At 70.2% G+C, this 20,870-nt stretch carries 20 protein-coding genes; 12 read left to right on the forward strand and 8 right to left on the reverse strand.

Annotation, left to right across the window (positions count from 1 at the left end; genetic code table 11):
• Nucleotides 1-32: 32 nt before the first annotated feature.
• From SY84_RS10625 to SY84_RS10635, 3 genes are all read right to left on the reverse strand, one after another.
• On the reverse strand, nucleotides 33-524 hold the full coding sequence (locus SY84_RS10625; protein WP_046843983.1) for a DUF4385 domain-containing protein: 492 nt from the start codon (nucleotides 522-524) through the stop codon (nucleotides 33-35).
• Nucleotides 525-609: 85 nt separating this feature from the next.
• Nucleotides 610-1,227, reverse strand: a complete 618-nt coding sequence (locus SY84_RS10630) for a Dps family protein (protein ID WP_046843984.1) — start codon at nucleotides 1,225-1,227, stop codon at nucleotides 610-612.
• A gap of 48 nt (nucleotides 1,228-1,275) precedes the next feature.
• The gene (locus SY84_RS10635; protein WP_046843985.1) at nucleotides 1,276-2,178 is read right to left on the reverse strand and encodes an MBL fold metallo-hydrolase; all 903 of its coding nucleotides are present in this window, start codon (nucleotides 2,176-2,178) and stop codon (nucleotides 1,276-1,278) included.
• A gap of 158 nt (nucleotides 2,179-2,336) precedes the next feature.
• Here SY84_RS10635 and SY84_RS10640 point away from each other — a divergent pair, with 158 nt between their 5' ends.
• Nucleotides 2,337-3,485: an MFS transporter gene (locus tag SY84_RS10640; RefSeq protein ID WP_081424696.1), complete on the forward strand. Its 1,149-nt coding sequence runs from the start codon at nucleotides 2,337-2,339 to the stop codon at nucleotides 3,483-3,485.
• Between the two features lie 67 nt (nucleotides 3,486-3,552).
• Here the strand turns inward: SY84_RS10640 and SY84_RS10645 are convergent, their stop codons facing one another.
• Nucleotides 3,553-3,822 carry a hypothetical protein gene (locus tag SY84_RS10645; protein ID WP_046843986.1) on the reverse strand — a complete coding sequence of 90 codons (270 nt, stop codon included), beginning with the start codon at nucleotides 3,820-3,822 and terminating at the stop codon, nucleotides 3,553-3,555.
• A gap of 73 nt (nucleotides 3,823-3,895) precedes the next feature.
• On the opposite strand from SY84_RS10645, the gene SY84_RS10650 reads away from it, so the two are divergent.
• On the forward strand, nucleotides 3,896-5,182 hold the full coding sequence (locus SY84_RS10650) for a replication-associated recombination protein A (protein WP_046843987.1): 1,287 nt from the start codon (nucleotides 3,896-3,898) through the stop codon (nucleotides 5,180-5,182).
• Nucleotides 5,183-5,194: 12 nt separating this feature from the next.
• Here SY84_RS10650 and SY84_RS10655 read toward each other — a convergent pair whose 3' ends face one another.
• On the reverse strand, nucleotides 5,195-5,647 hold the full coding sequence (locus SY84_RS10655) for a hypothetical protein (protein ID WP_046843988.1): 453 nt from the start codon (nucleotides 5,645-5,647) through the stop codon (nucleotides 5,195-5,197).
• A 305-nt stretch (nucleotides 5,648-5,952) separates the two neighbouring features.
• Nucleotides 5,953-6,411, reverse strand: a complete 459-nt coding sequence (locus tag SY84_RS10660) for a DIP1984 family protein (protein WP_046843989.1) — start codon at nucleotides 6,409-6,411, stop codon at nucleotides 5,953-5,955.
• 115 nt (nucleotides 6,412-6,526) lie between these two features.
• Here SY84_RS10660 and SY84_RS10665 point away from each other — a divergent pair, with 115 nt between their 5' ends.
• The 9 genes from SY84_RS10665 to SY84_RS10705 all read left to right on the forward strand — a co-directional run bounded on the left by SY84_RS10665 (nucleotide 6,527) and on the right by SY84_RS10705 (nucleotide 18,397).
• Entirely contained in the window at nucleotides 6,527-8,821 is a 2,295-nt protein-coding gene (locus tag SY84_RS10665) for an endonuclease MutS2 (protein WP_046843990.1), read from the forward strand.
• 60 nt (nucleotides 8,822-8,881) lie between these two features.
• Nucleotides 8,882-9,835, forward strand: a complete 954-nt coding sequence (locus SY84_RS10670; protein ID WP_052751122.1) for a hypothetical protein — start codon at nucleotides 8,882-8,884, stop codon at nucleotides 9,833-9,835.
• 92 nt (nucleotides 9,836-9,927) lie between these two features.
• Nucleotides 9,928-11,079: an MFS transporter gene (locus SY84_RS10675; RefSeq protein WP_046843991.1), complete on the forward strand. Its 1,152-nt coding sequence runs from the start codon at nucleotides 9,928-9,930 to the stop codon at nucleotides 11,077-11,079.
• 154 nt (nucleotides 11,080-11,233) lie between these two features.
• Nucleotides 11,234-11,722, forward strand: coding sequence for a GreA/GreB family elongation factor (locus SY84_RS10680; protein ID WP_046843992.1), 489 nt, complete (start codon nucleotides 11,234-11,236; stop codon nucleotides 11,720-11,722).
• 220 nt (nucleotides 11,723-11,942) lie between these two features.
• On the forward strand, nucleotides 11,943-13,505 hold the full coding sequence (gene lysS / locus SY84_RS10685) for a lysine--tRNA ligase (RefSeq protein ID WP_046843993.1): 1,563 nt from the start codon (nucleotides 11,943-11,945) through the stop codon (nucleotides 13,503-13,505).
• A gap of 247 nt (nucleotides 13,506-13,752) precedes the next feature.
• Nucleotides 13,753-15,090, forward strand: coding sequence for an ROK family protein (locus SY84_RS10690; RefSeq protein WP_046843994.1), 1,338 nt, complete (start codon nucleotides 13,753-13,755; stop codon nucleotides 15,088-15,090).
• The gene (locus SY84_RS10695) at nucleotides 15,087-16,322 is read left to right on the forward strand and encodes an ABC transporter substrate-binding protein (RefSeq protein ID WP_046843995.1); all 1,236 of its coding nucleotides are present in this window, start codon (nucleotides 15,087-15,089) and stop codon (nucleotides 16,320-16,322) included. The genes SY84_RS10690 and SY84_RS10695 overlap by 4 nt, the downstream gene beginning before the upstream one ends.
• A gap of 87 nt (nucleotides 16,323-16,409) precedes the next feature.
• Nucleotides 16,410-17,534: a carbohydrate ABC transporter permease gene (locus SY84_RS10700; RefSeq protein WP_046843996.1), complete on the forward strand. Its 1,125-nt coding sequence runs from the start codon at nucleotides 16,410-16,412 to the stop codon at nucleotides 17,532-17,534.
• The gene (locus tag SY84_RS10705) at nucleotides 17,531-18,397 is read left to right on the forward strand and encodes a carbohydrate ABC transporter permease (protein WP_046843997.1); all 867 of its coding nucleotides are present in this window, start codon (nucleotides 17,531-17,533) and stop codon (nucleotides 18,395-18,397) included. The genes SY84_RS10700 and SY84_RS10705 overlap by 4 nt, the downstream gene beginning before the upstream one ends.
• Nucleotides 18,398-18,442: 45 nt before the next feature.
• Here the strand turns inward: SY84_RS10705 and SY84_RS10710 are convergent, their stop codons facing one another.
• Nucleotides 18,443-19,021 carry a GIY-YIG nuclease family protein gene (locus SY84_RS10710; protein WP_046843998.1) on the reverse strand — a complete coding sequence of 193 codons (579 nt, stop codon included), beginning with the start codon at nucleotides 19,019-19,021 and terminating at the stop codon, nucleotides 18,443-18,445.
• A gap of 65 nt (nucleotides 19,022-19,086) precedes the next feature.
• Complete coding sequence (locus SY84_RS10715; protein ID WP_046843999.1) at nucleotides 19,087-20,139, reverse strand: bifunctional nicotinamide-nucleotide adenylyltransferase/Nudix hydroxylase; 1,053 nt, start codon at nucleotides 20,137-20,139, stop codon at nucleotides 19,087-19,089.
• A 121-nt stretch (nucleotides 20,140-20,260) separates the two neighbouring features.
• Here SY84_RS10715 and SY84_RS10720 point away from each other — a divergent pair, with 121 nt between their 5' ends.
• Nucleotides 20,261-20,743, forward strand: a complete 483-nt coding sequence (locus SY84_RS10720; protein ID WP_046844000.1) for a YbjN domain-containing protein — start codon at nucleotides 20,261-20,263, stop codon at nucleotides 20,741-20,743.
• The last annotated feature ends 127 nt before the right edge of the window (nucleotides 20,744-20,870 follow it).

The raw sequence follows: 20,870 nt of genomic DNA on the forward strand, positions 1-20,870 counted from the left end.
CGCTGCCGCTGGACTGTGCGACCGGACGCGCGCTACCCGAAGCGCGCCTTGTGCGCCCGCTTCAGGCGGGCGTACTCCACGTTCGCCTCCGCCGCCTCCCACTTCGCCTTGAAGATCCGGGCGGACTCGGCCTTCACCGGGTCCTCCGGATCACGGGGCCGCTCGGCGCGGCCATGCGCGCCACTCTGGCCCTTCTTGCCCTCCGGGACCGGCCCCTCGTACTTCTTCCCGCCCCGGTGATTCGCGTACCGCCGCGCGCGCGTGAACCCCATCTGCAGGAACTTCCGGGCCATGTCCGCCCCCACGAAATCCCCCGCCCCCAGATAGGCCAGGAACATCCCGTAGATCGCTTCGCTGCTCTCGCGGGCCACCTCCGGCGTCGCAAACCGCCAGTGCGGCAGGATTTCGGACTTGTACGGCTGCACCAGCAGCACGCCCTGCTCCCCCACGCCCACCCGGTACAGCTCCGGATGCGCCCGCAGGTCCAGTTCCGCGTAATTCAGGGAGTAATCGAACTTTGGCACCGGTCCTCCTGAGGACGAAAAGGCCACCGGGACGGCCCGGCGGCCTCGCGCCTCTCTCGCTTCGCTCGGCCCTGACGGGCAGGCGTCAGTTCATCCGGTCGTCGTCCATGATCGCCTGGAGCATCCAGCGGATCTTGTCGATGGTCGCCGCGTACCCGTTGTACATGTCGGCGGTCGCGGGGTCGTTCGCGTCGTCCACCGTCTGACTGTCGTCCCGGAAGCCCTTGCCGACGCGGGTCAGGTCTGCCACCAGATCCGCCACCTGCGTGCGCGCGTCACGGACGGTCTCGGTGGGGACCTTCACGGTGCTGAAGCGTTCGATGTCGCTGGGCGCGGCGATGGGGCTGCCGCCCAGCGCGACCAGACGCTCGGCCTGCTCGTCGATGCCGGGGAAGATCTCCTCGATGAACTCGTCGTACGCGAGGTGCAGGTCGCGGAAGAAGCGGCCACGGATGTCCCAGTGGTACTTCTTGAACTTCAGGTACAGGCTGATCGTCGTGGCGAGGTTGCGCTGCAGCGTCTCCGCGACCGTCCCGAACTCGGCTTCGGAGAGGTAGGCGTGGTCCACGAGCGCGTTGTTCGTGGTGCTCAGGTGCGCCGCGTCGGCCTTCGCCGCGCCGCTGGCCTTGCCGGTCGGGGCCTTGCCGTCACTCGTGGCCTTGGTGTCGGCTTTCTTCGGGGCGGCCTTGCTCTTCTTGGTCATGCGGTCACCGTACCCCCGCGCCCCCACGCCCGCCCATACGGGAAACCTTTACGCTTCCGGGAAGAACACCAGCCGGTTCCCTGTCACCCGCAGCCCGACCTCGCCCCGTTCGAGCAGTTCGGTCAGGTGGGCGCTCACCACCGCGCGGTTCAGCACCACCGCGCCCGCGTTCGACATGGTCACGCCCAGCCCGTCGCACACGCGGGCCAGCAGGTCATCCACGCCTGCCTCGCCCAAGTGCACCGCCGCGCGCACCGCGTCCGTCACGCGCTCCAGCGCCGACAGGTTCGCGGCAACCAGCCCCGGCAGATCCTTCGCCGGGTCACCGTGCCCCGGCAGGGTCACCTCCACGCCCTCCAGCGCACTCAGCCGAGCCGCCGCCTCCTTCTGAAGCGCCGAATCCTGGCAGAACACCAGCGGATGCTTCGCCAGTGCCTCCGGCCCGAACAGCGCGTCTGCCGCGTACAGCACGCCGCCCACCCGCACCGCGTACATCAGGCTCGCGTGCCCCGCCACCTCGATCAACTCCAGGCTCACCCCGCCGATCCGCGCTACACCCGGCTCCGGCGCCAGCCGCGCCGGACTGGGCGGCGCCAGCAGGAACTTCGACTGCAACTCCCGCGGCGGGCGCGCCCCGAACAGCCCGATGGGTTCGAGGATCGGGTGCGTGATGATCGCGTCCTCCAGCGGCGGCGCGAACACCTTCAGCTCCGGGAACCGTTTCAGAATGAACGCGTTCCCCCCGTGATGGTCCGCGTGACTGTGCGTGTTCAGGATCCCAGTCGGCGTCAGGTTCAGCTCGGTCAGGCCGCGCAGCAGTTTCCGGGCGTGCCCGTCGTCCAGCCCGGTATCCACCAGCAGCGCCCCGCCCCGCCCGTCCTCCAGCACCAGCGAATTCACCGCACCCGGCAGAAAATGCACACCGGGGCCCAGAGGAGAGAGGCTGCTCATGCGGGACAGCGTACCCCCGGTGCGCGCAGGGCGGGTGTAGCCTGCGCGGCGTGAGTGCGCCCGTGTCCGTGATCCCGTCTGCGCCGCCGCCCGCGCCGGAGCCCGCGCCGTTCCGGGTGTCGGCGGCGCAGGCGGGATTGATCGCGTCGAACTTCCTGATGTGGGGCGGGTTCTTCGCGGTGATCCCGCTGGTCACCGTGCACTTCAGCGGGCCTACGGCGGGCGGCGGGCTGGGCTGGAGCGCCGCGAGCGTGGGGCTGGTGCTGGGCCTGCGGCAGCTGACGCAGCAGGGCCTGACGGTGTTCGGCGGGGCGTGGTCGGACCGGCTGGGGCCGAAACCGCTGATCCTGGCGGGGTGCCTGCTGCGCACGGCGGGCTTCGCGTGGATGGGCTTCGCGGACTCGCTGGGCGTGCTGCTCGCGGCGGCGGTGCTGGCCGGGGTGGGCGGCGGGCTGTTCGATGCGCCCAAGAGTGCGGCCATCACGCAGGTCACGCGTGAGGAGCACCGTACGCGGATGTTCAGCCTGACCAGCCTGTCCGGGAACGCGGGAATGGTGACCGGCCCGCTGATCGGCGCGGCGCTGCTGGGCCTGGGGTTCCGGTCGGCGGCGCTGGCGGCGGCCAGCGTGTACCTCTTAGCGGCGCTGGTGCTGGCGGTGACGCTCCCGCACCTGCGCCCCCAGCGAGGCGCGGGCCGCAGCCTGGACGGGCTGCGGGTGGCGGCGCTCGATACGCGCTTCCGGCGCTTCACGCTGGTCCTGATCGGGTACTTCATCCTGAGCACGCAGATCAACGTGGCGGTCACCCTGAAGGCCATCGCGCTGGCCGGGACCGGCGCGACCGGCCCGCTGTACGGCCTGTCCGCCGGGATGGCCGTGGTGCTCCAGTACCCGCTGCTGCGCGCCGTGGAACGCTACCTGCCGACCCGCACGGCGCTGGTGGTGGCGGTGGCTCTGGTGGGCCTGAGCCTGGGCCTGATGAGCGTCGCGACCACCTTCCCGGCGCTGCTGGCGTGCGTGGCGCTGTACTCGCTGGGCACCATGACCGTGTACCCCACCCAGCAGACCCTGACCGCCCGCTTCGCGCCGCCCGCCCTGATCGGCAGTTACTTCGGCTTTTCCGCCATCAGCCTGGGCGTGGGCGGCGCGGTGGGCAGCGTCCTGGGCGGCGCGCTGGTGGACACGGGCGCGCAGCTGGGCTTCCCGGCGCTGCCGTGGGTCACCCTGGCAGCCATCGGCGTCTTCACGGCCCTGGGCCTACGCTGGGCGTTGCGCGGCCTGGACGAGGCTCCCACTGACGCAGCCTGATCCCTGGCTCCCCTCGAGGGGAGCTGTCGGCGCCGCCGACTGAGGGGTGTGCGCGGCGCCGGAGTCCTCAGTCCCCGATGAACACCAGCCGCTCGAAGCTGCCGTCCGGGTGCGCTTCGGGGAGGCCCTGCGCGGCGGCCTGTTTCAGCTGGGCGAGGGCGGCGGACAGGGCGGGACCCTCGCCGTAGATACGCTGGGCGTCGGGTGTCACCTGAAGTTCCAGGCCGCGCCCTCCCTGCGTGGCGCGCAGCACGACGCCGGGACCGGGAACGTGCGTGACCTGCACGTCGGCGGGGAAGGCGGCGAGGTCGATCTGGTGGCGCAGCGTGTCGTCCATGCGGTCATTGTGCCTCCCCGGCACCGCGCCCTGCCTCCCATTCACCCCGGCGCCCCGCCCTTATCCTGCGCGCGTGACGCTGTTCGACCCGCCCGCTCCCCTCGCCGAACGCCTGCGGCCCCGCACGGTCGCGGAGGTCGTGGGGCAGACGCACCTGCTCGGCCCCGGCAGACCGCTCACGCGCGTGTTGCAGTCCGGGCGGCTGGGCAGCCTGATCCTGTGGGGACCGCCCGGCGTAGGCAAGACCACCCTGGCGCGGCTGCTGGCCGGGGAGGTCGGCGCGCACTTCATCCCGCTCTCGGCGGTCACGGCGGGCGTGAAGGACGTCCGGGAGGCCGTCACGGAAGCCGAGCGCCTGCGCGGGCGCGGGCAGAAGACCATCCTCTTCCTCGACGAGATCCACCGTTTCAACAAGGCGCAGCAGGACGCGCTGCTCCCGCACGTCGAGAGCGGCCTGCTCACCCTGATCGGCGCGACCACCGAGAACCCCAGCTTCGAGGTGAACCCCGCCCTGCGCTCCCGCGCCCGCACGCTGGTGCTGGAGGCCCTCACGCCTGAGGATGTGCGCGGCCTGCTAGAACGTGCCCTCACCGACCCGCGCGGCCTGAGCGGCGTGACCGCCGAGCCGGAAGCGCTGGACCTCCTGGCCCGGCTCGCCGAAGGGGACGCCCGCCGCGCCCTGAGCACCCTGGAAGTCGCCAGCACCCTGAGTAACCCCGTCACGCCAGACGCGATCACCGAGGCGTTCGGGCGGCACCTGCCGCAGATGGACAAGAACGGCGAGGACTTCTACAACCTCATCAGCGCGCTGCACAAGAGCGTGCGCGGCAGCCACGTGGACGGCGCGCTGTACTGGCTGGCCCGCATGGTCGAGGGCGGCGCCGACCCCCTGTACGTCGCGCGGCGCGTGGTCCGCATGGCCGCCGAGGACATCGGCCTCGCCGACCCACAGGCCCTCCGGCTGGCCGTAGCCGCGCGCGACACCGTCGAATTCCTCGGCAGTCCCGAAGGCGACCTCGCCCTGGCGCAGGCGGTCGTGTACCTCGCGCTGGCCCCCAAGAGCAACAGCGTGTACGTCGCCTGGAAGAACGCCCTGAACGCCGTCCGCGAGGGTGAGAGCCTGCCCATCCCGCTGCACCTGCGCAACGCCCCCACCGCCCTCATGCGCCAGCAGGGCTACGGCAAGGGCTACGCGTACTACTTCGACGATCCCGAAGGCTCATTCGCCCAGAACTACATCCCCAACGGCGTGCAGCTCGAACTCTACGCCCCCACCGGCGAAGGCTGGGAAGCCCGCGTCGCCGACCGCTGGCGCAAACTCCGGGACGCACACGGTGAGGGGGAGAGCGCCGGGACCTGAACCGGCCGCCCCTCAGGCCAGTCCCAGACCCCGCGTGACGCTGGCCTGCGCGTCCTGTTCGGGCACGCTGGTCACGACCGCCTCGATGTGTCCGTCCGGGCCGGTCAGGATCAGGGTGGGGAAGGCGTGCACGCGGTACGGGCGGCGCAGGCTGCCGTCGGCGTCGAGGTGCAGCGCGTCCCCGTAGGCGTGGGGGGGCAGGTCGCCGCGCCGCGCGTCGATCACGCGCAGGTCCAGCCCGTGCGCGTGCGCCAGCTGACCCAGAAATACGTCCAGCGTGTCGCACGCCACGCAGGCCTCGGTCTTGAAGGACAGCAGCGTGCGGCGCGTGACGTTCAGCGCGGCGGGCGGCGGCACGACCGCACCCGGCTGGACGGTGCGCGCGGCGATCAGGCGGCCCAGCAGCGCCCCGAGCGGGCGGGGCAGGCGGATGCGGACGGGCGTGGGCGCGGGTCGCTGGGGCATGGATACCTCCTGGTGAATGCCCCCAGGTACGCGCCCGGCGCGGCCGGGTTCCCGTGCGGGCGTGCCGGCAGCAGAAGGCCCCCGCCGCTCCGGGGTGCGGAGGGCGGGGGTGGGGGCGGACCGGCGTCGAGGCCGTGGTCGTGAGGGGTGCGCGGTGCCGGGTGAGGGGTGCAGGGTGCTGGGCGTGCGTGGTGCGGCCCGGGTGGATCCGGGGACGCCGCCCCGGCGTCTTCAGGGGTGCAGCGTGTTCCCCGCTGCAGGGTAGGTCTCCGCCCGCGCGGCCGTCCCCGAGCGGCAGTGTGGGCCTACCCGGGCAGGTCCGTCAACCAGTTGGCCTGTTGTAGCTGCGTGTCCAGTTCGCGCCGCGCCTTGGCCAGGGTATCCACCTGCGCCTGCAGGTCGCGGGCGGGCAGCGCGGAGAGGATGCGGACCTCGCTGTTGCTGTAGCGGGTGGGGCGTTCGCTCGCGGTGGCGGCGGCACGGCGCAGGACCTTCAGGCGAAGGTCGAGCAGGTCGCGGCGGGTCAGGGCGTCCGTGATGGTCTCCCCGCCGGGCAGCGTGGCGCCGAGGTTCGCGCGGTGGATGCGTGGCAGGAGGGCCTCCAGCTGCGCGGTGACCTCCATGAACTCGCGCAGCAGCGCCTGGGGGTCCTCGGCGGGCGCCTCGCCCTCCTGCACGAGGAGGTTCTTCACGAGGCGTTCCTCGAGCTGCGCGGCGCGTTTCTGGAGGTCGGCGCGGGTGATCAGGGCCTCGGCGAGTTTCATGTGTGCAGGGTAGGGGACGGACATGGGGCACAGGTGCGGCGGGAATTGGGATAAGGCTTTCTAAGCCACTCGGCGCACGGTCATTCCATGCGGGGGCCGCTATGCTCCGTATGAGATGTCCTTCGATGCCCGCGCCCTGTCCGCCCTTGATTTTCCCCGCGTCCTGTCTGCCCTGGCGGAGCGGAGTGCCACGACGCTGGGCGCCGAGCGTGCGCGGGCCCTGCGCCCGTCGGATGACGCGAGGCGGATCGCGCGGGAACTGGACGAGGTCGAGGACGCGCTGTTCGGCGTGAGCCTCAGCCTGGGCGGCATTCAGGACATCCGTGACCTGCATGCCCGCGCGGGCGAGGGCCGCGTGCTGGCCGGGCAGGAACTGCTGAACGCGGCGTACTCGCTGGACGGCGCGATGACCGTGAAGCGCGCCATCAACGCGAATTCACGCGGACCGCTGCGGGAACTCGCGGTGGACCTGGGGGATCACAGTGAACTGGTGCGGCGGGTCCTGTCCGCCCTGGACCGTGACGGGGGCGTGCGCGACGACGCCAGTCCGCGCCTGCGGGATCTGCGCAAGCGCATCGAGCCGCTGCGGGGGCGCATCCGTGAGCGGCTGGCGGCGACGCTGGACAAGTGGGCGGACGTGCTGCAGGAGCACATCGTCACGATCCGCCGCGACCGCTACGTGCTGCCGGTGCAGGCCAGCCGGGTGGGGCAGGTGCAGGGCATCATCGTGGACGCGTCCGCGACCGGGCAGACGTACTTCGTGGAACCGGCGGCGGTCACGCAGCTGAACAACGAACTGACCCGCCTGATCCTCGACGAGGAGGCCGAGGTCCGGCGCATCCTGACGGAACTGTCGGGCCTGCTCGCCTCCGACGCGGCGGTGCCCATGACGCTGGCCGTGATCGGCGAGCTGGACCTGATCGCCGCGAAGGCGCGGCTGGCCCGCGACTGGCGCCTGAACCGCCCCGAGCAGGTGGAAGGCGGCTCGTACGACCTGCGTGAGGTGCGCCACCCGCTGATCGAGAACCCGGTCGCGAACGACCTCGCGCTGGGTGAGACGAAACTGCTGCTGATCACCGGTCCGAACATGGGCGGCAAGACCGCCACCATCAAGACGCTGGGCCTCGCAGTGCTGATGCACCAGTGCGGGATGTACGTCGCGGCGGCCAGTGCGCGGCTGCCGGTCGTGCGCGACGTGCTGGTGGACATCGGGGACGAGCAGAGCATTGAGGCGAGCCTGTCCACCTTCGCGTCTCACCTCAAGCACCTGCGCTACGTGCTGCGCCACGCCGCGCCGGACACGCTGGTCCTCGTGGACGAGCTGGGCAGCGGCACCGACCCGAACGAGGGCGCCGCGCTCGCCCAGGCGCTGATCGAGTGCCTCCTCACGCAGGACGCCCGGGGCGTGATCACCTCGCACCTCTCGCCCCTGAAGCTGTTCGCGCTGGAAACGCCGGGGCTGAAGAACGCCAGCATGGGCTTCGACGTGGACACCCTGGCCCCCACGTACGCCCTGCAGGTGGGGCAGCCGGGGCGGTCGTTCGCGCTGGCCATCGCGCAGCGCATGGGCCTCCCGGCGGACGTGCTGGGCCGCGCCGAGGACCTCCTGGGTCCCGACGCGGGCCTGATGGAACGCATGCTGGAGGGCCTGGAACGCGAACGGGCCGACCTGCGCGCCCAGCTGGACGCCACGGCGGCCGCCCGGCGCGACGCCGAGGCCGAACTGGGCCGCGTCCGCGCCGAGCGCGAAACCCTGGAGGCCCGCCGCAACGAGATGCTCGCCGAGGCCAGCCAGAAGGCCGAGTCGCTGTACGCCGACGCCGTCGAGCGCGTCCGCACGCTGCGGGCCCGCGCGCAGGAGGACAGCGCCCGTCCGCGCGTCATGCAGGAACTGCGCGAGCTGCGCGTCGCCGCGCAGAAGACCCGCCCCGCCCCCGCCCCGCGCGAGGACCGTGGCGACCCCATCCGGGTGGGCAGCAGCGTGGACGTCCCCGCGTACAACGCCAGCGGGCAGGTCCTGGAACTGCGTGGCGACGATCTGGTCGTGCAGCTGGGCGTCATGAAGGTCGGCGTGAAGCGCCGCGACGTGCGCCTCAAGCAGGAACCCAAGCCGCAGGCGCCCAAGACGCGCGGCCCGCGCTTCACCGGCACGGCCCCCACCGCGTCCCTCAAGGAACTCCAGCTGCGCGGCATGGGCGTCGAGGAGGCCGTCGAGGAACTCCGCACCGCCATCCTCGAAGCGCACGCGCTGAAGGAGACCCCGCTGCGCGTCGTGCACGGCAAGGGCCAGGGCGTCCTGCGGCGCCTGCTGCGCGAGTACCTGAAGAACGACAAGAAGGTCGAGTCCTTCCACGACGCCGAGCCCAACCAGGGCGGGCACGGCGTGACCATCGTGAACATCCGCCGCTGACCCGGCGCCCTCATGAGGCGGCCTTTGACGACCCTCAGGGTTCACCGTCAGGATGGGCAGGTGCGATTTCCTGCTCCTGCCCTTCTGACGGCCACGCTCACCGCGGCTGGCCTCGCCCTGACTGGCCTCGCTTCCGCCCAGAACGCTCCCGCTGGCGGCGTCCAGCTGCCCGCCGATTACTTCGGCCGCTTCGGCAGTACGCAGCTGGTGGCCAGCAACACCGAGGGCTTTGGCGTGCGCTTCCTGCCCCTGCCCCTCAAGGCCGATCTGCGCCTCACGCTCGTGAAGGCCCCCACGTACACCGATTACGGCCTCAGCGCGCAGCTGGGCAGCCTGTACGCCGCCGCGGGGGTGTTCTACAACGTGCCCAGGGCCGAACTGACCAGCGCCCCCGCCAGTGGCCTGCAGTGGAGCGGCGTGGTGCAGGGCGGCGCCTCGCACAGCCGATTCAGCGTCGGGTACGCCACGCAGGTGGACGGCGGCAAGGTGCGCTTCCTGAACAACGTCGGCGTGGCCCAGCAGGGCGGCGTCACCGCGCCCTACACCCAGTCCGAGGTCAGCGCCGCGTACGGCAGGACGTTCGACAGGGTCAACACCGCCGTGTACTCCACCGCCCGCATGTACGCCTTCCCGGTGCAGGGCAAGGCGCAGGGCAGCCTGGACGTGACCCTGGCCCTGAACGCCCCGCTCGCGCAGGGCCTCACGCTGGACGCCTCGCACTTCGAGCGGTTCACGGTCGGCGAGGTCGCCATCCCGGACTTCGGTCTGGGCCGTTACGAGTCCAGCGCCGCGACCCTCACCTACCGCGTGCCGGGACAGGAGGGGTTCGGGGTGGGCGCGCTGCGCAGCCGCACCTCCCGCGACTGGACGAACCGCGTGACGACCACGGACGGCGACCTGCTGCTGAACGTGGGCCTGCCGGTGCTGCTGGGCGGCAGCGTGGGCTACGAGTGGCACGACGCGGCGCCCACCGCCAACCGCTGGCGGTTCGGCGTGTCCACGATGCCCCGCTGATCGTCCCGCCTGCCGGGTCTGGTCTGTGTGGCCAGGGACGCGGGTGGACAGGGGCGGCCCCCGGTGGCCCGGCGGGGTGATAGCGTCCCGGCGTGACGACTGCCCGCCCCGCCGCTCCGCCGCCGCTCTCGTGGACGCTGCTGGCGGTGGGTGTGGCGGCGTTCTTCACGCTGGGCCTGATCCAGGCGATGTACGGCCCGGCGTTCGGGCTGTTCCAGGCGCGCTTCGGCGTGAGTACCGCGTCGGTGGGCGTGATCGCCAGCGCGCACTTCCTGGGGTCGGCGGTCGCGCCGCCGCTGATGGGGCTGCTGCTGCGCCGCGTGAGCGTGCGGGCCGGGGTGTCCTGGAGTCTGCTGCTGCTGGCGCTGGGCGTGACGGGCGTGGTGTTCGCGCCCGCGTGGCCGCTGGCGGTCGCGTCGGCGTTCCTGGGCGGCTTCGGGCTGGGCGGCGTGAGCGCCTGCCTGAACGCCGCGTACGCGAGCGTGGGAGCGCGCGCCGTGAACCTCGTGAACGCGGTGTTCGGGGTGGGCAGCATGCTCGCCCCGCTGCTGGTGGTGGGCCTGGGCCGCGCGGACGGCACGCCGGGCGGACTGGCCGGGCCGTTCCTGACGGTCGCGGCCCTGTGCGCGGTGACGTTCGCGGTGGGGCGCGTGTGGGGCGTGCCGGGCATCCACGCGCCGGCGCGCGCGGCGGACGCCCCCGCCCCGGCGCGGCCGGTGGTGCAGGCGGCGCTGTTCGCGGCGCTGATCGTGTGTTACGTGGGCCTGGAGGCCGGGTACGGCGCGTGGGCGTCACGGTACCTGACGGAACTGGGACTGCCCGGCGCGGCCCTGACCCTGAGTGCCTTCTGGGCGGCGCTGACGGTGGGGCGCGTCCTGACCGGCGTGTTCGCGGGCCGGGTGGGCGCGCCGCGCGTGGTGCTGAGCTGCGGCGCGGCGCTGGTGGCGCTGGCGCTGGCCATGCGGGTGCCTGCGCTGGCGCCGCTGGCCGTGATCCTGTCCGGGCTGGCCCTGGCCCCGGTGTTCGGCACGACCCTAGCGTGGCTGTCGCAGGTGCTCAGCGCGCGGCTGGTGCCGCTGCTGCTGGTGGCCGGCTCGCTGGGCGGGGTGCTCTCGCCGTGGCTGCTGGGGCAGGCGTTCGCGCGCTTCGGGGCGGGGGCGGTGCCCGTGACGCTCGCGGTCCTCGCGGCGCTGATGCTGCTGTTTACGGCGCTGGCACGGCGTGGCGCGCGCGCGGCGGCCTGAAGATTACCCGGCTGCCGGGGGCGTGTGAGGGGGGGTTCTAGCAAACCTCGTTGTCAGGGTGGGGGGCGTGTGGCAGAATGCGCGGCGAATTCTCAGCAACCCACGATTCAAGTCCTCGCCGGGTTCGGCCCGGCGGCGCAACGGAGGCTCTAGAGTGGCACAGGCGACCAGACAGGTGAAGCTCACGCGGGACGGGTTCGAACGGCTCCAGAAGACGCTGGATCAGGAGATGAACCGCCTCGCGGAAGCGACCCGCATCCTGCAGGAGCAGATGGAAACCAACTCGGACACCGAGGACACCGGGCTGGAAGATGCCAAGCGCGAGAAGATGAACATCGAGGCGCGCATCGAGGAACTCGAGGACACCCTGGCCCGCGCGACCGTCATCGAGGATCACGAGAACGAGGGCCGCGTGGAACTCGGCGCGATCGTCGTGCTCGCCAACGAGACCACCAAGAAGGACATGAAGGTGCAGGTCGTCAGCGCCGCCGAGGCGACCGTCACCGGCGGCAGCCTGCCCCGCGTCAGCGAGGACAGCCCGGTCGGCAAGGAACTGATGGGCCGCAAAAAAGGGGAGACCTTCGTGGTGAACCTCGACAACGGCAAGCAGATGAAGTACAAGGTCAAGAGCATCGAGTACTGACCGTGGTGTTCAGGTATGTTGAGGGCCGCCATCAGCCCACCTGAAACGAGCGGAGCGAGCAGGAGAGAGGCGGGTTCCGGGCTGACCACTTCGCTTCCGGAATCTTGAACAGGGGAGGCAGGTCGCAGTGTGCGGTCTGCCTCCCGACCTGTTTTGGAGCGGGCCGTGAACTGGACGTGCGGTCTGCCCGGCGTGTGGGGCGCGGCCTATACTGGCGGTTATGTCTGATGGTTCCCCCAACCGCCGCGAAGGTCTGCACGAGCAGACCGTCAGCCGCCTGAACAACCTGGACGCGCAGGTGGCCGCAGGTTTCGAGGCCCACCCCTACACGTACCCGCGCACGCATCACGCCCGTGACGTCCTGGCCGCCTACCCCGCAGGCGCCGTGGGCGAGGACGGCGTGCCGAAATGGGAGGCCGGGCAGGAGTGGCCCGAGGCCTCGTTCGCGCTGGCCGGGCGCGTGACCCTGATGCGCCACATGGGCAAGGCAGCCTTCGCGGACCTGAGTGACGAGCACGGCAAGATCCAGCTGCACTTCTCCAAGCAGGACACCGAGCACTTCGACCCCACGAAGAAGATCGACCTGGGCGACATCATCGGCGTGCGGGGCTTCCCGTTCGTCACGAAGACCGGGCAGCTGACGCTGCGCGTGACGTCCTGGCAGCCGCTGGTCAAGAGCCTGCACCCGCTGCCCAGCAAGTTCCACGGCCTGCAGGACGAGGAACTCCGCGCGCGGCGCCGCTACGTGGACCTGATGATCAACCCCGAGAGCCGCGAGGTGTACCGCACGCGCTCGCGGATGCTGCGCTTCATCCGGAACTTCCTCGACAGCCGTGACTTCATGGAGGTCGAGGGCCCCACGTTGCAGGTCGTCCCTGGCGGCACCGAGGCCAAGCCGTTCAAGACGTTCCACAACGCGCTGGGGCACGAGTTCAGCATGCGCATCAGCCTGGAGCTGTACCTCAAGCGGCTGCTGGTGGGCGGCTTCGAGCGGGTGTACGAGATCGGCCGCAACTACCGCAACGAGGGCATTGACCGGACGCACAACCCGGAATTCACGATGCTGGAAGCGTACTTCGCGTACGGCGACTACAACGACATGATGGTGCTCGTGGAGACGCTGCTGCACGATCTGGTCGTGGAACTCAAGGGCGAGCCGAAACTGACGTACCAGGGCCGCGAACTGGACTTCTCGCTGCCGTTCCGGCGACTCGATTTCGTGACGGCCCTGAAGGAGCAGGCGGGCCTGGACTTCGACCCACTGGATCTCGTGAAGTTGCGCGAGTGGAGTGACGTGCACCACCCCGAACACCGCAAGACCCCGGACTACAAGCTGCTGGACAAGCTGGGTGGCGAGTACGTCGAGCCGCTGCTGCAGAACCCGACCTTCCTGACGGATATGCCGCTGGCGATCAGTCCGCTGGTGAAGGTGCACCGTGACCGCGAAGGGCTGGCCGAGCGCGCCGACCTGTACGTGGCGGGTTTCGAGCTGGCGCCGATCTACTCGGAGTTGAACGACGCGCTGGATCAGCGGGAGCGCTTCGAGGCGCAGACGGCCCGCCGGGACGCCGGGGATGACGAGGCGCACGAGCAGGACGAGGACTTCCTGCTGGCGCTGGAGTACGGCATGCCGCCCACCGCCGGGATGGGCATGGGCATGGACCGTCTGGCGATGCTGATGACCGACCGGGATTCTATCCGGGACGTGCTGCTGTTCCCGCTGCTGCGTCCGGAGGGCGCGGGGGCCGGGGCAGAGGACGCGGTGGAAGCGACCGCCGGCTGAACGAATGGGTGCGGGTGAACCGGCCGGGGCTGCTGCTCCGGCCGGTTCGTTTGACGTCAATCTAGATCGGTTGTCCAGAAAAGGGCGTCGGGAAGCGCTTCCATTAATTCGTTCGTTTGACAAACAAAATTATCCAGGCGCAGCATACCCGTACACAAGCCCCACCAAGCCCAGCAGCCGGACCCGCCGGCTGACGCTCCCCTGCGCCCCGACCCATGCTGACCCACCCCGGTCACAGAGGACCCCCATGCTGCACGCCGACACCCACAGCCCGGACACCCTGGACCTCGCGGCCATCCGCGCGCGGCACACCCTGCTGCTGCTCGGTCTGCTGTGGGACCGGGACCTGGCCCGCGTGGACATCGCCCGTGAACTGGGCCTGTCACGCAGCGCGATCAGCTCCATCGTCACGGAACTGATCAGCGTCGGGCTGGTGCAGGAGGTCGGCACGCGCGGCACCGGCGGAGTGGGGCGGCGCGCCACCATGCTGAACCTCAACACCCGCGCCGCCGCCCTGCTCGCTATCGACCTGGGCGCCAGCCACGCCCGCGTAGACGCCCTGGACCTCCAGTGCCGCCCCCTGGCCAGCCGCACCGTGCCGCACGACATCTCACGCGGCCCGCAGCCCACCTACGCCCTGCTGAAAGACCTGACCCGGCAGGTGCTCGCCGACGCGCAGCTGAACGCCGCGCAGGTCGCGCTGGTCGGCGTGGGCGTCCCCGGACCCGTCGACCACGACACGGGCCGCGTCGTGCAGCCCCCCAACATGCCCGGCTGGGACGGCGAGAACGTCCGCGCGGCCCTGCAGGACGCCCTGAACCTTGAAGTGCTCGTGGACAATGACGCCAACCTGGGCGCCCTGGCCGAGGCCCGCTTCGGCGCGCACCGCGGCATCCAGGACCTCATCTACGTGAAAGTCGCCACCGGCATCGGCGCGGGCGTGCTGCTCGGCGGGCGCCTGCACCGCGGCACGCGCGGCGGGGCCGGCGAGATCGGGCACATCAGCATCAACGAGCAGGGCCCGGTGGGCCGCAGCGGGAACCCCGGCAGTCTGGAAAGCTACGCCGCCGCGCAGGTCATCGAGAACCACGCCCGCAGCCTGCGCCTCCAGGGCCACCCCTCGGACCTGCCCGACCCCATCACCATCGAGGACCTGCTCACGCACGCCGCGCACGACCCCCTGGCCCGCGCCGTGTGGGAGGAAGCCGGGCACCATCTGGGCGTGGCGATCAGCACCACCCTGAACCTCTTCAACCCGGCCGCCGTGATCATCGGCGGGCGGCTGGCGCAGGCGGGGGACGTGCTGCTGCGCGCCATCCGCGTCAGCGCGCAGAGCCGCACCATGCGCATCAACGCCGACCGCACCCGCATCGACCTGGGCACCCTGGGTCAGGACGCCGGCGTGATGGGCGCCGGAGCCATGATGCTCGATTCGCTGTTCACCCCACGGGGCCTGCCGCACCTGTACGGCATCGCCCGCATGAACCAGAACGCCCGTGACCTCGCGGGCAGCCGCGCCCCACCCCCGGCCCCCCGGCCGACCCCCACCCTGAACGCACCCGTTTCTCACGGAGGAACACCATGAAAAAAGCACTGCTGCTCGCCGCCGCCCTCGCCGTCACCACCAGCGCCTCTGCCGCTGGCAAACTGGAGATCTTCTCCTGGTGGTCCGGTGACGAGGGTCCCGCCCTGGAAGCCCTGATCAAGCTGTACAAGCAGAAGTACCCTGCCGTGACCGTGGACAACGCCACCGTCTCCGGCGGCGCCGGCACGAACGCCAAGGCTGTCCTGAAGACCCGCATGCTGGGCGGCACGCCCCCCGACTCCTTCCAGGCGCACGCCGGTCAGGAACTCATCGGCACCTGGGTCGTCGCCGGGCGCATGGAGGACCTCAGCAGCCTCTTCAAGAGCGAGGGCTGGGACAAGGTCTTCCCCAAGGACCTCGTCAAGCTGATCAGCACGAACGGCAAGCCCTGGAGCGTGCCCGTGAACGTGCACCGCAGCAACGTCATGTGGTACAACCCCGCCAAACTCAAGGCCTGGGGCGTCACCGCGCCCAAGACCTGGCCCGAGTTCCTCAAGACCTGCTCCACCCTGAAAGCCAAGGGCGTCGCCGCGCCGCTGGTCGTCGGTGAGAACTGGACCCAGCAGCACCTCTGGGAGAGCGTCATGATCGGCACCCTGGGCGCTGCCAACTGGGAGAACCTGTGGGCCGGGAAACTGAAGTTCACGGACCCCAAGGTCGTCGCGGGCTTCACCACCTTCGGCAAGGTCATGGACTGCGCCAACAAGGACGCCAGCGGCCTCAGCTGGCAGCAGGCCAGCGACCGCATCATCGACGGGACCAGCGCGTTCAACGTCATGGGTGACTGGGCCGCCGGGTACTTCACCACCACCAAGAAACTCGCCCCGAACACCGGCTTCGGCTGGGCGCCCGCCCCCGGCACCACCAAGACCTTCGTGATGCTCGCCGACTCCTTCGGTCTGCCCAAGGGCGCCAAGGACCGCACCGAGGCCCTGAACTGGCTGAAAGTCCTGGGCAGCAAGGCCGGTCAGGACGCCTTCAACCCCCTCAAGGGCTCCATCGCCGCGCGTACCGACAGCGACCTGAGCAAGTACAACACCTACAGCAGGAGTGCCGCCGCCGACTGGAAGAGCAACAAGATCGTCGGCAGCCTCGTGCACGGCGCCGTCGCCCCCGAAAGCTTCATGAGCGCCTTCGGCGCAATCATCGACCAGTACGTCGCCAGCCGCAACAGCGCCGGGGCCGCCGCCGCCGCGCAGCAGCTGGCCGTGCGCGCCGGCATCAGCAAGTAAAGCACCAGCCAGCGGTGCGCGGAATACGGATGCGTGGTGACCCGCGCGCCGCTTCCCGCGCACCGCACCCTGTGAAAGGAGGCCCGCATGAAAGGCCTGAGTAAAGACCGCCTGTGGTCCATCGCCGTTCTGACGCCCAGCATCATCCTGATCGCGGTGTTCGTGTACGGTTTCATCGCGCGCAGCGTGTACGTCAGCATGACCGACTGGGGCAACGACCCCGCCCAGGCCCTGGCGCTTGACCCCATCATCCGCTGGGTGGGTCTGGCCAACTACCAGGAACTGTTCACCGGCTTCCTCCAGGGACGCTTCCGGCAGGAACTCGTCAGTACCATCTTCTTCACGCTGTTCTTCATCCTGGGCTGCCTGGGCTTGGGCCTGGGGCTCGCGCTGATCCTGGACCGTAACCCGAAAGGGGAGGGGCTGTGGCGCACCATCTTCCTGTTCCCCATGAGCCTGTCGTTCATCGTGACCGGCACCATCTGGCGCTGGATGCTGCAACCCGGCGGCGGCGTCAACCAGGCCCCGACCCTGCTGGGCGGGCAACCCAGCACCTTCGGCTGGCTGAGCAGCACCGACGCCCTGTGGAAGTTCGACTGGAACAAACTCCCGCTGCTGACCGCCAGCGTCGTGGGCCTCGTGCTGGTCATCATGGCCGTGCGCGCCGCGCGGAGCGGGGACCGCACCCGCACCCTGGTCGCCGCCGCGTGCGCCGCGCTGCTGTTCCTGTGGGCGCTGTTCATCGGGCCGAACATCAAGATGCTGCCCGCCCCTGAACTGCACGGCTTCAACCTCGCCCTCATCGGCATCATCATCGCCGCCGTGTGGCAGATGAGCGGCTACACCATGGCCCTGTACCTCGCCGGTCTGCGCGGCATTCCCGAGGAGCTGCGCGAGGCGGCCCGCGTGGACGGCGCGAACGACATCGGCATGTACCAGCACGTCATCTTCCCGCTGCTCGCCCCGATCACCCTGAGCGCCATGATCGTCCTGGGCCACATCAGCCTGAAGATCTTCGACCTCGTGTACGCCATGGCGGGCCCGGACAACATCAACACCAGCGTGCCCGCGCTGAACATGTACCTCACCAGCTTCCGGCAGAACCAGTTCGCGCTGGGCGCCGCGATCGGCACCATCCTGCTGATCCTCGTGGCGTTCGTGATCGTTCCGTACCTCAGCTCTCAGTTCCGCACCGAGGAGGGCCACGCATGACCACCACCGCGCCCGCCAACGCCACCCCCAGCGCCGCGCCCCGCCGCGCCATCAAACCCGGCCGCGTCGTCATGTACGCCCTGCTGATCCTGGCCGCGCTGTTCTTCCTGGTGCCGGTCTACCTGCTGTTCGCCACCGCCCTGAAAAGTCCCGACGCGATCAACCTCGCCACCACCTGGCACTGGCCCGCCGCGCTGAACTGGGCGAGCTTCAGCGACGCCTGGGCGAAGATCGGCGGCAACGTCCTGAACAGCCTGTTCCTGGCCGTCACCGCCACCATCCTCAGCGCCCTGCTGGGCAGCCTGAACGGCTACGCCCTGAGCAAATGGAAGTTCCGCGGCGCCAACACCCTGTTCGCGCTGATGCTCTTCGGGATGTTCATCCCGTACCAGGCCGTGCTGATCCCGCTGTTCCAGTTCATCAAGAGCCTCGGCCTGTACGGCAGCATCTGGGGCCTGATCCTGGCGCACGTCGTGTACGGCATTCCCATCACCACGCTGATCTTCCGCAACTTCTACGCCGACGTGCCCGACGCCCTGATCGAGGCCGCCACCATCGACGGCGCGGGCTTCTGGCAGATCTACGGCCGGGTCATCTTCCCGATCAGCATCCCCGGCTTCGTCGTCGTGATCATCTGGCAGTTCACGCAGGTCTGGAACGAATTCCTGTTCGCCGCCACCCTGACCAACACCACCAGCCAGCCCGTCACGTACGCCCTGTCGCAGCTCGCGGGCGGACAGGCCGTCAGCTGGAACCTGCCCATGGCCGGCGCGATCCTCGCCGCACTCCCCACCCTGCTCGTGTACATCCTGCTGGGCCGTTACTTCGTGCGCGGCCTGCTCGCCGGGTCCGTCAAGGGCTGAACCCCAATCCACTCCGCGCGCCCCACACCGGAGTGCGGGGCGCGCTCATTTCACCTGTGCCACGTGCCGTCCCTTGCCGCTGCGTCCGATCCTGCCCTCGCGCATCAACAGCCCCAGCAGGCTGTACGACAGGTAGTCCTTCGAGCCGCCCCCGTAGTCGCTGCGCAGGCCCAGCAGGCTGGCCACCTCGGCGTTTTTCACGCCGCCCGGGTTGGCCTGCGCGAACTCCAGCACGGCGTCCTTGAGCAGCGTCAGGCCCACCTGCGCCTTCTCCGGCACGCCGGCGGGCACGGTCAGGCCGGGCCGCTCCTTGCCCCCCAGACCCGAGGGCAGCACGGTATTCGTCAGGAGGCCGCCGCTGGCCTGCGTGCCGAACGCCGCGATCAGTTCCGCTTCCAGCTGCAGCGCCTCGGGTTCAGTCAGGTGCTCCACCAGATAGCTCACGAGGACCTGCGCGCCCGCCCCTTCGATCTCGCGGATGCGGTCGCCCTTGGGGGTGTGGTCTGGGCGGATCAGGTGATCGTGGGCGCGCGTGCCGGTGCCCTTGCCGATGTAGAAGGGCCGCGCCGGGTGCTGGCGCGGGTCCTTGAGGGCGTACACGTAGTACGGCTTGTCCGGCGTCACCTGGGCGTCCCGATCATCCGCTCCAGCATGCCAGGTCTGCGCCGTGTGCCGCGCCGCAGGTTCGCCTACCCGCGCATGACGAAGTGTTCGATGATGGCGTGGTGGTCCTCGAAGAACAGTTCGGGGCTCGCCAGGATGTCACTCAGGGGCATCCAGAGGGCGTCGCTGGCGTCGCTGCCGCCGCTGAGGCGTGGGAGCTGCCCGATGCCGAGGTCGAAGTGGAAGGCGTGGGTGATGGTGCGGCCGCGCAGGCTGCGGTCGGGGTAGTCGAAGACCGCCTGGGCGCGCAGCGCGGCTTTCAGGTCGAGGCCGCTGCCCAGGCCGGTTTCTTCCTGTACCTCGCGGACGCAGCAGTCGAGGAGGGTTTCTTTCTGTTCGAGGAACCCGCCGGGCATGGCGAGGCGCCCCCGGCCGGGCAGGCCGCCACGCCGGACGAGGAGGACGTGGCCGCTGCGGGTGATGACGGCGTCGGTCGTGACGAAGATGGGGGGGTAGGGGGCGTCCTTCCAGGCGGCGCGGTAGCGGGCGAGGTACTCGTACTCGTCGCGCAGGTCGCGGTAGTCGGGGGTGGTCTGGAAGGTGGTCAGGAAGGCGTGGACAGCGGGGGGGACCATGCCGTGCACAGTGTCCAGGTGGCCTTCGAAGTAGGCGCGGCGGACGTCGGTGGCGCTGAGGTCGCTGACGACGTGGGTGGGGATGAATTCCCAGGCGGGGAAGGAGCGCAGGTAGTAGCTGCTCTCGTCCTTGATGTGGCCGATGAGGGCGACGTCGCTGCTGCCGCGTGTGTGGGCGGTCACCCCGGCCTGGACCTCACTGAGCCACAGGGCCTCGTTGTAGTGGTAGTCGCGGACGTGCACGAACAGCACGCGGGTTTTTGGGATGCCGGCGTCCTGAAGCATGCGGCTGATGAGGTCCTGGCGTTCCTCGGCGGTGAAGGGGTTCTTGATGTTGCGCGCGGCGCGGGCGCTGCCGATGACCACGATGAGTTTCTGCACGCTCTGGAGCGCTTCGAGCATCACGGCGAGGTGCGCGGCGTGGGGGGGTTCAAAGCGGCCGATGTACACCCCGAAGGTGCGGCGGCGGCGCGGGGTGGGGGAGGGGGTGCGGGGCGCGGTCATGCTCCTCACGTTGACATGCGGTAAGCATGAAAAACATGAGTTATTCGGAAGAGAGACTTGAACCGGGTGCAGTTACCGCATCTGCCCCGACGCTGCCGGGTGCGGGGGCGTACGCTGAGGCATGACCCGCACCCTGCTGGCCGCCACCCTCCTCTCGCTCGCTGCACCCGCCGTCGCCGGGGGCGCCGCCGCGCCCGTCACGCAGGTGCAGCCCGGCACACCCGCCGCCGTCATGGCCGCCCTGAAGGCCGCCGGGTACAAGGTCACCATGGACCCCGCCCAGGCCGACCGCGACCCCACCATGACCTTCACCAGCGGCGGGCACGAGGTGCAGGTGTGGCTCAGCGGATGCAAGAGCGGCGTGTGCAGCCGCGCCACCGCCAGCACCTCCTGGGATTACAGCGACGCCGAGGACCTCGACCTGGACCTCGTGAACGAGTGGAACAGCAACTACTACACCCAGGCGTACGCCTACGAGGGCAGCTACTACCTCGACAGCACCCTGGCCATCCGAGGTGGGTTCACGCAGGCCACCGTGAAGGCCTGGATCGCCGAGTACCTGGAGGACGTCAACGCCTTCGAGGAAGAACTGCCGGGCGAGTAAGACGACCTCGGGTGGAAAGGTTTTGTACACCTTTCCACCCGAGCAGAGCGAGCAGGAACCAAGCGGGTTCCGGGTTGTCAACGAAACAAACGGAATCCGTACAGGACGGGCTCCGTGCAGCGCGTGC

Source organism: Deinococcus soli (ex Cha et al. 2016) (assembly GCF_001007995.1).
GTDB lineage: Bacteria > Deinococcota > Deinococci > Deinococcales > Deinococcaceae > Deinococcus > Deinococcus soli.

Bases quoted from the DNA above. Each gene is read 5' to 3' on its own strand.
- SY84_RS10695 (WP_046843995.1), top strand. From the start codon at position 15,087: ATGAAAAAAGCACTGCTGCTCGCCGCCGCCCTCGCCGTCACCACCAGC.
- SY84_RS10655 (WP_046843988.1), bottom strand. From the start codon at position 5,647: ATGCCCCAGCGACCCGCGCCCACGCCCGTCCGCATCCGCCTGCCCCGC.
- SY84_RS10690 (WP_046843994.1), top strand. From the start codon at position 13,753: ATGCTGCACGCCGACACCCACAGCCCGGACACCCTGGACCTCGCGGCC.
- lysS (WP_046843993.1), top strand. From the start codon at position 11,943: ATGTCTGATGGTTCCCCCAACCGCCGCGAAGGTCTGCACGAGCAGACC.
- SY84_RS10640 (WP_081424696.1), top strand. From the start codon at position 2,337: ATGTGGGGCGGGTTCTTCGCGGTGATCCCGCTGGTCACCGTGCACTTC.
- SY84_RS10705 (WP_046843997.1), top strand. From the start codon at position 17,531: ATGACCACCACCGCGCCCGCCAACGCCACCCCCAGCGCCGCGCCCCGC.
- SY84_RS10700 (WP_046843996.1), top strand. From the start codon at position 16,410: ATGAAAGGCCTGAGTAAAGACCGCCTGTGGTCCATCGCCGTTCTGACG.
- SY84_RS10715 (WP_046843999.1), bottom strand. From the start codon at position 20,139: ATGACCGCGCCCCGCACCCCCTCCCCCACCCCGCGCCGCCGCCGCACC.
- SY84_RS10635 (WP_046843985.1), bottom strand. From the start codon at position 2,178: ATGAGCAGCCTCTCTCCTCTGGGCCCCGGTGTGCATTTTCTGCCGGGT.
- SY84_RS10660 (WP_046843989.1), bottom strand. From the start codon at position 6,411: ATGAAACTCGCCGAGGCCCTGATCACCCGCGCCGACCTCCAGAAACGC.
- SY84_RS10645 (WP_046843986.1), bottom strand. From the start codon at position 3,822: ATGGACGACACGCTGCGCCACCAGATCGACCTCGCCGCCTTCCCCGCC.
- SY84_RS10720 (WP_046844000.1), top strand. From the start codon at position 20,261: ATGACCCGCACCCTGCTGGCCGCCACCCTCCTCTCGCTCGCTGCACCC.
- SY84_RS10630 (WP_046843984.1), bottom strand. From the start codon at position 1,227: ATGACCAAGAAGAGCAAGGCCGCCCCGAAGAAAGCCGACACCAAGGCC.
- SY84_RS10665 (WP_046843990.1), top strand. From the start codon at position 6,527: ATGTCCTTCGATGCCCGCGCCCTGTCCGCCCTTGATTTTCCCCGCGTC.